The sequence below is a fragment of the Nocardiopsis nanhaiensis genome (genome assembly GCF_054778635.1).
Window position 1 is genome coordinate 17,386 of sequence record NZ_BAAGZJ010000043.1, and the last position, 12,111, is coordinate 29,496.

The following is a 12,111-nucleotide window of genomic DNA, read 5'->3' on the forward strand; positions in this document are numbered from 1 at the left end:
TCCGGTTTCCCCTCTACCCGGACGGTGGGGTGGCGGGCAGCCGTCACAATGGTGGGATGTCGAAGCACAGCCCGCGTACCCGGCCGTCCCGTTCCAGCGCCGCGTCCTGCCCCTGCGGAAGGCCGAAGGGGTTCGATGACTGCTGCGGCCGGCTGCACGACGGTTCCGCCAAGGCGGCCACCGCCGAGGATCTGATGCGTTCGCGCTACAGCGCCTTCGCGGTCGGTGACGAGGCCTACCTCCTCCGCTCCTGGCATCCCTCGACGCGGCCAGCCGAGGTGGGCCTGGACCCCGCGACGGAGTGGGTGCGTCTGGAGATCGTGCGCACGGGTGAGGGCACGCCCTTCCACAACGAGGGAACGGTCGAGTTCCGCGCGGTCTTCCGGGAACGGGGCCGCGAGGGTGAACTCCGAGAGCACAGCCGGTTCCTGCGCCACGAGGGCGCTTGGACCTACCTCGACGCACTCGACTAGCGCACTGGTGCCCGGCACGACGCGGAGCGTCGGGTGGTGAAAGTCTGTGGTGCGAGGAGCTGTCGCACCTGGAATCGGGCGAAGGGGAATATAGGGAATCTACATCGTAAAGATGCGCGATTCGGTTTCACCGGACAGGTTGATAGTCGGTACATCGAGAACCGACAAAGGGACAACCGGATAGTACGGAACGGGCCCAGGAGCGGGGGAACGGGGCCCCACAACCAACATGCCACGAACGCCGCGATCCCGCTGAAGACCTGTGGACAACCCGCCACGGCGGTGTTCGGGGCCGGTCGCCGGGGGGTCCCGTGGTCTACCGGGTACTGCCGGTCCGCTGAACCCGGTAGGAAGGACTCGGGAACACCGCCGAACGGACACGGAGCCACCCATATGGACCCCCGCAACCTCAGCCCCATGGAACAGGGCGAGTTCGTCCAGGACCTCGCCCGGTCCCTGGTCTCGGCTGTACCGGAGGGCTGGCAGCAGCTCACGTATCTGGCCCGGCCGATCGGCGCCCTCGACGACGGCATGCTGGCGGTGCAGGGGGCTGACGGCCAGGTCCGGCAGATCCAGGTGCCGGACGACGTCCCCGGCAAGGTGGACGTCCTCAAGCAGGCGGGGTTCCAAGAGGGCAAGGGCACTTGGCTCTCGATGCTCGTCTCGGTCCACCACTCCGGCCAGATGAACGTCGAGTACAACCACGACACCCAGCCCGAGATCTCGCCCGAGCCGAACCCGCTGGTCTACCTGCAGGAGATGCGGCGCTTCCCGCGCGCGGACGACCAGATCCCGGACTGGATGCGCTCCCGGCTGCACCAGGCCCAGCAGATGGACGAGGGGAGGATGGCCGCGGACTTCGGTGCCGCGCTGGTGGAGGCCTGTGCCCGCGAGGGCCTGCACGCCGAGTACCTCCGGCCGACCGGACTGCGGGTGTCCGTCCCCGGCGCCGGCGTCCTTCTGGAGAGCGGCCTGGCCGAGACCTTCGACAACGCGATCGTCTCCCCGGAGGGCCGGCGGCGCGGGCTCGCCGCCCACTTCGCGGGTTTCATGGCCCGCAACGCTCAGGAGCGCGGCCTCCTGGGGGGAACCCCGGGTGCCCAACCCCAGGGTGGTCAGGGCCAGCCGTCCCCCGACCCCCAAACTCAGGGCGGTGCGGGCCCACAGATCCCCGGCACCCAGGGCCCGGAGGGCCCCGGTGACCCCGTGGCCCACTCCTTGGTGGCGGCCTTCCGGGAGGCCGGGGTCGAGGCCGGGTTCCAGGACGCGAACACCCTCGTCATCCAGCTCACCGACGGCAACAGCGCCAGCACGGATATCAGCGGCTTCCGCTCCGCGCTGGACGGAGCCACCCCCGAACAGATCGCCCAGCACGCGTCAGGTTTCTCCCGTTCTGCCTTGGATCAGCTCGCGCAGGCCACACAGGACAGCGCGGCCCAGCCCGCCGGGCAGCTCAGGGTCCGGCTCTACCCCGTCAACGCCTTCCCCGAGGGCGTGATGGAACAGCTGGTGACCCGGGAGGTCGCTCCGGGGCTGTGGCAGACCGTGGTCATCGACAGCCCCGACTCACTCCAGCCCCTGCCGCGCGCGGCCCACGAGCAGTCGGGGCGCCCTGACGGCCAGGTCTTCGCCGAGGCGGTGAGCGGCGCGCTGAGTGAGCCCGTGGAGGTGAGCGAACACGAGTACAACGGCGCCAAGGTCATGCACATCGGCGGTCAGCACCCCTACGTAGCTGCCCACGCGCACGCCCTGGACCGCTACCTTGGCGAGTCGCCCTACGGTGCCGTCGTGGCCTTTCCCGTGCCCGAAGTGATTCTCGCGCACCCGCTCGGCCAGGGGCACCCGGTCGCGGCGATGGACCATATGCAGCAGATCGCCGAGCGCTTCGCAGCCGAAGCCGAGAAGCCGATCAGCGCGCAGCTGTACTGGTGGCACCCGAACTCGCGCGGGCGCGGCCAGGGGGAGCCGCTGGACCTGCGTGCCGTGGGTGTCACGCTTGACCACGAGGCCAAGTCGGTCTCGCTGCACACCGCGGACGAGGAGTTCGGCCCGATGCTGACCTCCCTGGCCCAGCGCGGCTGACCACGGGATCCAGCGAGGCTTACCGGAGCGTATTCCCGGCGCGGTCGGGTGCGGGCCGCCCGGCGCGGTCGGCCGCGCTCATGTCTCGGGGCGCAGTCGTGCGGCCAGATCGCGCGCCTTGGCGGCGGTGGCGGGATCGGGGTGCTGCCGACCCAAGGCATCCAGGACGGGTAGGGCGTCGGGGTGGGTGCGCAGCCGGAGGTGGTCGGGGGCCTCCAGAACGGTCTGTTCGACGTCGGGGGTGCCCTCCGAGGAGAGGAAGTCGGTCAGGTCGGCGTTGTCCGGGGCCATCGCCGCGGCGACCATGTCGATGACCACCCAGGGGCCGTGTTCGCTGAGGAGCCGGTCGATGCCGCGTTGGCTGAGCATCCCGGAGGAGAGCAGGACGATCGCCGCCATGCTGGCCACGGCGGGCAGGGGTGAGTGCAGCAGGGAACGCAGGTCTGGTTCGAGTTCGGAACTGGTCGTGTTGAGGACCTGGGTGCCCACCCAGCGGCGCAGGGCCAGGCCCGGGCCGGAGACCACCGCGGAGATCTGGCGTAGGGCCTCGGGGGGACCGCGCAGGTCGAGCCACGGGCCGGCCTCGGCGAGCCGTTCCTCGAAGGGGAGCACGGACAGGGCGTCCAGGAAGCGGGCGGCCCCGGCCTCGGCGAGGGTGTCCACGAGCGGGGCGTGGATCCCCACTTCGAGGAGGAGCCTGCGGACCCCGTAGCGGCCCAGTGCGGTGAGCTCGGCGGTGCAGCGGTCGTGGCCGTCCCGCGCCGGTGTGCTGGACGGGTGGTGGTCCAGGGCGACGGCGCCGGTGTCGGAGAGCTGCCACAGCACGTGCAGCAGATAGTCGGTGACGCGGGGTGCGGCTGGGTCGGGTGAGGTGAGGGCCTCCGGCGCGAGGGTTTCGAGGCTGGGCCGGGCGCCGTCGGGGGCCTCGTAGAGATAGCGCAGGACACCGGGGAGGAGGTCTGGTCCTGTGGTGCCGGGGGTGGGGGTTTCGGGGTGGTCGAGGTCGCCGCGGGCGTTCTCGATGGTGTGCTCGAACTCCCGGAACCACCAGTTCAGGACCTGGTGCGGGTCGCGTACCCGCTGTTCCAGGTCGGGGACGGGGCGTGCCTCGGAGGAGTCGATCTCGATGAGTCCCAGGCGCAGGGCGGTGGACCAGGGGACGACGAAGTGGGCGACGTCGGTGGCGGAGTGCAGGCCGCCGAGCCACGTGGTGCGCTCGGCGGCCCGCCCTGGCAGGTCGTGGGGCCACAGGGAGAATCTGGTGATCGCGGTGCGCGCGTCGTCGATGCCGGGCACCCCGTGGTGGGTGACCGGTGTGCCTGGTGCGCTCCAGCGGGCCAAGCTGAGGGCGTCGCAGAGCAGTGGGGTGTCCAGCGCCATGCGGGCGAGGGCGTCGACGGGGAGCAGTGACACGGGCCTGGCGGAGAGGGGTGGGTGCTCCGGGTTCGACGGGTCTTGAGAGGGCACGTCCGCTCCCGGTTTCTCTTCTGGGGTAGTGCTTGAACACCTCTTCTATCGCCCTGGCGCGGGGTGGCGGGACGGTTTCGCGCAGATTGGTACGAAGCCGGGAGCGGGGCTTTCCGGATGTGTCCCGGGTGCCGTGGGGCCGGGGGGCGTTCGGCGGCCTGTGGACAGTGCGTGCACCTTGTGCTCGGGAGTGTCTAGTGTAAACGCATGGATCGTCTTGCAGCGTTGGAGTCCCATATCCGCTCGATGTCTCCCGAGCGGATCGCCGACCTGCTCGCTTCCCTCTCGGAGGGGGCGGTCAGGTTTGACCGGGCCACACCTGAGACCGTTGTCGACCTGCTCGCCTTCCTGGCCTACCGCCCCCTCGTCTTCGAACGGCTCGTCCTGGCGCAGCAGCAGCTCATCTACGCGGTGGTAGGTGTGGCGGAGGACCACAAGGGCCTCCGGCCGGGGCACGGCGACATGCCCCCTCGGGAGCTGCCCGGAGGGCATTTCCTGATGACCGGTGGCAGATTGGGTCCGGTGAGCCATAAGGACGTCCTGGCGGGTGTGGGTGCCGAACGGCCGGGGCTCGCGCGGGTCAGGGCCGAGGAGGCGATCGAGGCCCTGACCGACCTGGCGATCCTGTGGCCGGACGGTAAGGGCGGATACCACCTGCTCGATGACGCCGAGTACCAGTTCGGTGTGCCCGCGGCGCCGCCCGAGCTCGAGCAGGGCCTGGACGAGCTCGACTTTCCCAGCCTGCGCAGGGTCGCCCTGACTCTGGGGCTGGACCCCACCGGGGACTGGAATTCCCTCGAATCCGCGGTCAGGCGGTTCCTGAGCACACCGGACCGGGTCGAGAAGGTGCTGCGCAGTGCCTCGCACGACGTGTGGCACCGCTTGATGGGTTTCGCGTTCCTGGGTTCGGAGGTGGATTCCTACGACCTGTACGGCAACGGTGACCGCCTTCAGATCCCCGTGGACGGATCGGATGACCCGGAGGTCGACTGGATGGTCGAGCGCGGCCTGCTGTTGCCTTGGGAGGCGGGCAGCCGCGTGATGCAGATGCCGAGGGAGGTGGCGCTGGCCATCCGGAGCGCTCACCCCTGGCCGTTCAGCACGGCCCCGCAGGCGGTGGTGGGCGTTCCGCTGGACGAGATGCTGCGCCATGGGGAGGAGGGCCTGGCCGAAGGGTCGCGTTGGGCGCTGACCGCTCTGGCCGGGGCGGACACCAGGCTGTTGGCCGCGGTCGCGGAGCGTCCGCCGCGCCTGCGCAAGGACGGGCTGCTGATGGTGCGGGAGCGCCAGCGGCTCACCGAGGCGGCGGGTGGGAACGCGGACCTGGCCCGGGTGTGGGTGGAGGCGGGGGCGGTGCTCGGGCTGCTGGCCGCCGAAGGGGGCCGGGTCGGGCTTTCCGACCAGGCCGACGTCTGGTCGGCCTACTCCACGGAGGTCAGGTTGGCGTCGCTGGTCGAGGCGTGGGCCCGGTTGTCGGACGCCGCGTTGTGGTGGCCGGCCCCGGAGGATCCTTTCCCCGGTGGTCACGCGCGGGAGCCGCGGGGCGCTCGAGTGCGGTGGGCATTGGCCCGTGCGTTGAGGGACCTGCCGTGGGGGACCAGTACCGGGGTGATCGGAGAGCGCCTGGTGCAGGAACGCGCGGCCGGGATGGAACTGCGGTCGGGCGCTGCGTGGCTGGTGGAGGCGGCCAAGTGGTACCAGCCGATGGTCGAGGCCGAAACGGATGCGGTGGACCGGGTCTTGCGGGCGCTGTGTGAGGCGGAGGAGCTGGGGTTGGTCTTCTCCGGTGCGGCCACTGAGACCGGTTGGGCGCTGTCGACGCACCTGCGCGAGGGGGTCCTGGACGGGGCCCCTGCCGGTGCCGGGACGCTCGCCGCGGTGCGGGCCACACTGGGGCTGGTTCCGGACGGTGCCGACCGGAAGGGGGCGGACGCGGTGGTCATGGTGGGGCCTGAGGAGGCGCGGCACCGAAAGCTGGTCGAGGTGGCGCGGAGGCTGTTCGACGGTTCGTGTGACTGACGTCGGTTTCTCGGTGGCGGCATGATGATCCTCACCGTGATTTCCCATGGGTGCGGTGTGTGTTCCCGGACTTTGGGGGAAGTCGCCGCGGGGCGGTGTGGGCCTGGAGGAGCGTGAAGGTGTCAGCCGCAGTGCTTCCCGCGATTGGGCCGATTCCCTACCGGTCCCAGGGGTGTTTGTGCAGCCCTGATGCCGTATCGGCGGTTCGTGACTGAACGCGGGCAAAGGATGTCTTTGCCACTTCGACACCGTGTGTAGGATTCCCCGAGCGTTCGCGTTAGTTGAGCCACTTCCGTGCGCGATCTACCTCCCAGCCACAGCCCCTGTGCAACCGCGCGTTCCGCGCAGTGCCGCCGCGCTGCCGTGCGCGCACTGGGGCACACCTATGCCCCAGCACCTGCGCGTGCGCACGGGCACACCTGTGCCGCCGCACGACCGCGGGACCGTATTGAGAGGTAGAAATGTCCCCTGACACCGTTGGCCTCGCGCTCCTCCTTCTGGGGGTGTTGCTGCTGGTATCGAAGCTAGTCCGCGTCAAGTGGAAGCTGACGCAGAAGCTGTACCTGCCGAGCTCGATCATCGGTGGCGGTATCGCGTTGCTGCTGGGTCCTGACGTCTTCGGTTGGGTCATGGGTCTGCTCGCCGACCGGGGTGTCGCGGTGGGCTTCGCGGAGCGGGCCGCCGAGGGCGGGCTCTTCGGGGTCGACATCATGTCGGTCTGGGCCGCGCTGCCCGGTCTGCTCATCTCGGTGGTCTTCGCCAGCCTCTTCCTGGGCAAACGGATGCCCAAGATGCGCGAAGCGGTCGATCTGGCCGGACCCAACCTGTCCTTCGGTATCACCGTGGCCGCCGGACAGTACGTCATCGGTCTGCTGCTGGCACTGCTGGTCCTGGCCCCGTTCTTCAACGTCCCGGTGATCTCCGGCGCGCTCATCGAGATCGGCTTCCTCGGGGGCCACGGAACCGCCGCCGGGCTGGGCAACACCTTCGATCAGGTCGGCTGGGCCGAGGGGCAGGACCTTGCCCTGGGCATGGCCACCGTCGGTCTGCTCTCCGGCGTGATCATCGGCATCATCCTCATCAACTGGGGCGCGCGCCGCAACAAGACCAGCGTCATCTCCGCCGACAACAAGGGCACCGCACGCGAACAGGCCGGCCTGGTCGAGCGTGAGAACCGCACCCCCGGTTCGACCATGACGGTCCACCCCTCGTCGATGGACCCGCTGACCCTGCACTTCAGCCTGGTGGGCCTGGCGGTACTCGTCGGTCAGCTGATCCTGTCCGCCCTGCAGTGGATCGAGCAGGTCCTGTGGGCCGACGCCATCGAGGTCATGGCCTACGTGCCGCTGTTCCCGCTGGCGATGATCGGCGGCATCATCGTGCAGATGTTCATCGACCGGTTCGACAAGAACCACATCGTCGACGAGAAGTCGGTGGAGCGCATCCAGGGCATGTCCCTGGACGTGCTGATCATCGCCGCCATGGCGACCCTGTCCCTGCAGGCCATCGCCGACAACATCGCCGCGTTCGCGATCCTGTCCCTGTCGGGCGTCCTGTGGTCCCTGTTCGCCTTCCTCGTCCTGGCGCCGCGGATCATGCCGAACTTCTGGTTCGAGCGGGGCATCGGTGAGTTCGGCCAGTCCCTCGGCGTCACCGCCACCGGCATGGTGCTGATGCGCGTGGTCGACCCCGAGGTCAAGACGCCCGCCTACCCGGCGTTCGGCTACAAGCAGCTGGTCTTCGAGCCGTTCTTCGGTGGTGGCCTGGTCACCGCGGCGGCCATTCCGCTGATCGTGAGTCCGCTGGTCGGACCGCTGGGCTTCCTGGCCATCATGGCCGTGACGATGGTGGCGGCCCTGTTCTTCGGGCTCGTGGTGCTGCGACGCAGGCGGCGCAAGGCCGAACAGAGGCAGGAAGAACGCGCTTCGGCTTCCTGACCGGTTCCCTGGCCGGTGTTCCGGCCGGGTTTCTGACCGGGTGTTCCCGGTGGCGGGGCGGTCGACCGTGACGGTCGACCGCCCCCCGCACGGAACCGGCCCCGCCTGGCCGGGGAGGAGGCCGCGTTGGTGCCGGGACCGTGCGGTCCCATGGGGGAGGTCTTGGGCGGGCCGGAGCCCGGCGGAGGTCCCCGGGCCGGTCCGCTCCGCGGGATCAGGCCGGTGGGGCGTGGGCCTGGACCGCGCGGGCCCGGGCCGCGATCGACGGGTCGGGGTGGTGCTGGCTCAGGATCCGCAGGACCTGGCGGGTATCGGGGTGTTCCGGGTGCCAGAGCCGGTCGATGTCGTTGAGCAGGAACCGGTCGATGCCCTCGGCCGCTTCGGAGCTCAGGAAGGTCTTGAGCCCGGTCTCACCCAGCGCGGTGGCCGCCGCGAACATGTCGATGGCGGTCCAGTGGCCGTAATCGGAGGTCAGCCTCGCCCGTTCGGGCTTCGAGAGCATCTGTGACGCCAAAAGGACGACCGAGGCCATGCTCGCCACTGTCGGGTCGCGTTCGTGGAGCAGGCTGCGCAGCTCCGCGTCGACCTGGGAGCTGATGGTGCCCAGCGCCAGGGTGGCGTTCCAGCGGCGCAGGGCCAGCCCGGGACCGGAGGCCACCGAGACGATCTCCCGCAGCGCGCGCTCCGGGGGCCGGGCGTCCAGCCACGCGGTGAGCGCGACGAGTTGGCCGTCGGGGGAGAAGCTGGACAGGGCGTCGAGGAAGGCGTCGGCGTCGAGTTGGACGAATTCCTCGGTCAGCGGTGCCGGGTGTTCCTGCGCGAGGAGGATCTGACGGATCCCGAACCGCCCCAGGTCGGTGAGCTGAACCCACGCCGGCCCCGGACGCTGGCTGTGCGGTGGGGCGGGTCCGGACCAGGGGGCGTCCCACCCCATGGCGACCGCCCCGGCTTCGTTGAGCTGCCACAGGGCGCGGGTGAGCAGGGCGGTGCTCCAGGCGTGGCAGCGGAACGGAAGGTAGTGGGCCTCCTGCGCGGGCAGGACTTCCTGGGTCGCCAGCTGCACTGGGACGAGGGCCCCGTTGGGTGACTCGTAGAGGCGGCTCAGCGTGGTGTGCGGTTCGAGCCCGGCGGTACCGCGCAGGGAGCGTTCGACGCACTCGTGGAAGGCGAGCGTCCACCAGTGCAGGATCCGTCCGGTGGAGCCGACCCAGTCCTCCAGCTCCGGGGCCGGCCGGGCTTGGCCGACCGCGCATTCGATGAGGCCCAGGTACCGGGCGACCCGCCAGCAGACGAGGAACTCCTCCGCTTGGCTGATGCAGGTGATCTGCCGGACCCAGGCTTCCCGCCGGTCGGTGTCCCGGCACAGGGCACGGGGCCACAGCCCGACCTCAGCGATCGCGGAGCGTGCGTCGTCCAGGTCCGGTACACCGTCCGCGTCCACGGGTGTGACCGGTCCGCACCAGCGCGCGAGGGCGATGACGGAGCTGAGCAGCGGGGACTCCAACGCTCTGCGGGAGAGTTCCTCGGTGGGTAGCAGGGACACCGGCCTGGCCGCGAACCGGCGGTGGGACGGCCCCTCCGGGCCATGGGATGCCATGCGTGCCCCCCGACATTCTCCTCGCGCTGCGTGCCCCTCTCTTGTACAGCGCGACCGCGCGGCTGTGGTGCGGTTTCGCGGACATCGTGGGAAGAAGGCCGCCGAAAGGCGTTTTTGGGCGTTGGCCAAACCCTCGTGGCCCACCGGAAAATCCGCCGTTCAGGCGCCTTAAACCGGCGGTTCGTACTTCCGCTTCCCGGATTTGCTGTGGTGGGAGCCGTAGCTACCCGGAGGGGAGGGCCGCGGTTACGGTCCGGTGGTGTTCCGGCTGACCTCAGCCGGTTTCGGTCCCCGTCTGCCGGGCGATGAGGTCCACGGCTCCGGCCCCCAACTCCTCACCCAGGAGGGCCACTTCGCGCACGGCGGACTCGAAGAGGCGCACCCGGCGGAAGCGTTCCCCGAGGCGCTGCTGTTCGGTCAGGGGCAGGACGGGCAACCGCATCTGGGAGGGATCCACGCGAAGGTGCCCCCGGGTGCTGCTCACCCGCGACAGGTGTTCGGCCTCGTCGCCGCTGGTCGCGAACCCGGCCAGGAACCAGGGGTCGACCGCCGCGGGGTTGGTGCGCACCACGTACATGCCGGGCGCCGGGTAGGCGCCGACGTCGGCCTCGGTAGCCACTCGGGCGATGGGGCGGTCGAGGGAGACGGGAACCAGGACGTCGCCCTCCTGGACCGGGGGGTTGCGCATCGGGTCGGCGTCCACGGGGCGGACGCGGGAGGCGGGGCTCCCGGTGGCGACGTCCTCCGGTTCGATCACGCGCGCCGACACCGTCTGGGCGGGTTCCGATCCTCCCCGGCGCGCCACCCTGCGGATCGTCACCGACCCGGCCTTGGCCAGTTCGCCGAGCGTGACCATGCCTGAGCTTGAGCCAGTGACAGTACCTGGGCCCGCGCCTGAGCCCGCGCTCCCCGTGGGGGTGGGAGGGGTGTCGCTACCAGGGGCGGGCCCGGGTCGGTCCTGGGGAGCGGTGAGCTCGGAGAGGTGGTCGCGCAGGCGCTCCATCGCGCTCTCCAGCAGCGTGCGCCGCTCGGTGAACTCCCGGGCGGCATCGTGCGGAGACCGGCGCACGGGCAGGTGGACCCCCGGGGTGAGGTCGACGTCTTCGTCCACCAGGTCGGCCGCCTCGACGGCGCGGGCCAGACCGGGGCGCTCGGGAAAACCGGCGGGGTCGTGGCGGAACCGGGCCCACAGGTCGTGGATCCGGGACAGGACCTCGTGTTCGGAGCCCCCGCCGGAGGCGTTTCCGGGTGAGGTGGCGTGGTCGACGAACAGGACCGGGCCGGGCGGTGCGGATGCGTCCGCGGGCCGGGTCAGGATCCACAGCTGCAGGGGGACCGTGTGGTGGGCGGCCAGGCCCGCCGGCAGGGACACCACTCCGGCCAGGGCGCCCGCACGCAGCAGGGTGCGGCGGATGCGGCGGCCGGAGGGGCGGCGGGCCGCGGCCGGGGGCATCAGTACCACCGCGGTGCCGCCGGGGCGGACCTGGGCCAGGCAGTGCTCCACCCACGCCAGGTCGGACTCCAGCCTCGGCGGGACCCCGTAGACCCAGCGGGGGTCGTCAGCGACCCCGTCCGAGCCCCAGTTGCGGTCTCCGAAGGGGGGAGCACACACCACACCGTCGGCGGCGCCGAGTGTGAACACCGGTTCGCGGAGCGCGTCGGCGGTGTGTATATCCACAGCGGGAGTGTTTTCGGTGAAGGCCAACCGCAGGATCGCGACCCACAGCTGGGCGGGGTCGCGGTCCTGTCCCCACAGGGTGCGCGGTTCGGCCCGGGCTGCGGCGAGCAGGAGCTCTCCCCGGCCGCAGGAGGGGTCGGCCACGACCCCGCCCGGGGCGTCGCTGAGGCGGACCATGAGGTCGGCCAGGGCGGGGGAGAGCGCGTGGGAGCCGGTACGCATGGCCTGGTCGAGCCGGTGGTGCAGGGAGTCGAAGGTGGCTTGGGCGCCGTGGGCGGCCGCTGTGCGGGCGGCGGTGAGCAGCAGGTTCACCAAGCGGGGTGTGAGGGTTGGGCGGGGGCGGGAGACGGCCGGTTCACGTACGCCCTCTCCCAGGGCGGAGAGGACGTCGTCCTCGCCCGCGTCCAACAGGCCGCTCAGGCCCTCGGGTGTGCTGGGGACTTCGGCGCCGGGGCGTCGGTGCAGGTGGAGGAGGAGCAGGCCGACCAGTCCTAGCGCGTCCCCGGCGTTCAGGTCGCCGCGTACGGACTCCAAAGCCTGCCACAGGCGCTGTTCGGGGTCGATGGGTGCTTGGTGGCGTGCGGAGAGCCAGTGCTCCACGGAGGCGAGGTCGAAGCGCGGGCTGCGCTCGGTGCCTCCGACGGGGCGCGGGAAGTCGTCGTGGCGCCGGCGCCAGTTGCTCACCGCGGTCGGCTTGACCCCGGCCAGTCTGGCGATGTCAGCCGAGGTTACCTCCACGCCCTCCGTGTCCACAGTGCCCCCTGTCCGTCTTCTGCGGCCGTGACCACACGACTATACACACTATGGATGTCCGCCTACTTCAGTGAGTGTTCACATGGCTACCAAAATAGTGGTTGG

The 12,111-nt window shown here is 70.7% G+C and carries 7 protein-coding genes; 4 read left to right on the forward strand and 3 right to left on the reverse strand.

Annotated elements, in window-relative coordinates:
• Positions 1–56: 56 nt before the first annotated feature.
• Together ACYVD1_RS20265 and ACYVD1_RS20270 are read left to right on the forward strand one after the other, a co-directional pair.
• Positions 57–473 carry a YchJ family protein gene (locus ACYVD1_RS20265; RefSeq protein ID WP_460775121.1) on the forward strand — a complete coding sequence of 139 codons (417 nt, stop codon included), beginning with the start codon at positions 57–59 and terminating at the stop codon, positions 471–473.
• Positions 474–866: 393 nt separating this feature from the next.
• The gene (locus ACYVD1_RS20270; protein WP_460775124.1) at positions 867–2,555 is read left to right on the forward strand and encodes a hypothetical protein; all 1,689 of its coding nucleotides are present in this window, start codon (positions 867–869) and stop codon (positions 2,553–2,555) included.
• Between the two features lie 78 nt (positions 2,556–2,633).
• On the opposite strand, the gene ACYVD1_RS20275 is transcribed toward ACYVD1_RS20270, so the two are convergent.
• Positions 2,634–4,022 carry a hypothetical protein gene (locus ACYVD1_RS20275; RefSeq protein WP_460775127.1) on the reverse strand — a complete coding sequence of 463 codons (1,389 nt, stop codon included), beginning with the start codon at positions 4,020–4,022 and terminating at the stop codon, positions 2,634–2,636.
• A gap of 207 nt (positions 4,023–4,229) precedes the next feature.
• Between ACYVD1_RS20275 and ACYVD1_RS20280 the strand changes: the two genes are divergently transcribed.
• Both ACYVD1_RS20280 and ACYVD1_RS20285 read left to right on the forward strand, forming a co-directional pair.
• A complete protein-coding gene (locus ACYVD1_RS20280) occupies positions 4,230–6,041 on the forward strand; it encodes a serine/threonine-protein kinase (protein ID WP_460775130.1) in 1,812 nt (603 codons plus the stop codon).
• A 461-nt stretch (positions 6,042–6,502) separates the two neighbouring features.
• Positions 6,503–7,978 carry a sodium/glutamate symporter gene (locus tag ACYVD1_RS20285; RefSeq protein ID WP_460775133.1) on the forward strand — a complete coding sequence of 492 codons (1,476 nt, stop codon included), beginning with the start codon at positions 6,503–6,505 and terminating at the stop codon, positions 7,976–7,978.
• A 214-nt stretch (positions 7,979–8,192) separates the two neighbouring features.
• Here the strand turns inward: ACYVD1_RS20285 and ACYVD1_RS20290 are convergent, their stop codons facing one another.
• Together ACYVD1_RS20290 and ACYVD1_RS20295 are read right to left on the reverse strand one after the other, a co-directional pair.
• On the reverse strand, positions 8,193–9,575 hold the full coding sequence (locus ACYVD1_RS20290; RefSeq protein WP_460775136.1) for a hypothetical protein: 1,383 nt from the start codon (positions 9,573–9,575) through the stop codon (positions 8,193–8,195).
• Between the two features lie 274 nt (positions 9,576–9,849).
• On the reverse strand, positions 9,850–11,991 hold the full coding sequence (locus ACYVD1_RS20295; RefSeq protein WP_460775140.1) for an N-6 DNA methylase: 2,142 nt from the start codon (positions 11,989–11,991) through the stop codon (positions 9,850–9,852).
• Between the last annotated feature and the right edge of the window lie 120 nt (positions 11,992–12,111).

Excerpts from the sequence above, each read along its gene's own strand:
- ACYVD1_RS20290 (WP_460775136.1), bottom strand. The coding sequence starts at position 9,575 with ATGGCATCCCATGGCCCGGAGGGGCCGTCCCACCGCCGGTTCGCGGCC.
- ACYVD1_RS20280 (WP_460775130.1), top strand. The coding sequence starts at position 4,230 with ATGGATCGTCTTGCAGCGTTGGAGTCCCATATCCGCTCGATGTCTCCC.
- ACYVD1_RS20265 (WP_460775121.1), top strand. The coding sequence starts at position 57 with ATGTCGAAGCACAGCCCGCGTACCCGGCCGTCCCGTTCCAGCGCCGCG.
- ACYVD1_RS20270 (WP_460775124.1), top strand. The coding sequence starts at position 867 with ATGGACCCCCGCAACCTCAGCCCCATGGAACAGGGCGAGTTCGTCCAG.
- ACYVD1_RS20285 (WP_460775133.1), top strand. The coding sequence starts at position 6,503 with ATGTCCCCTGACACCGTTGGCCTCGCGCTCCTCCTTCTGGGGGTGTTG.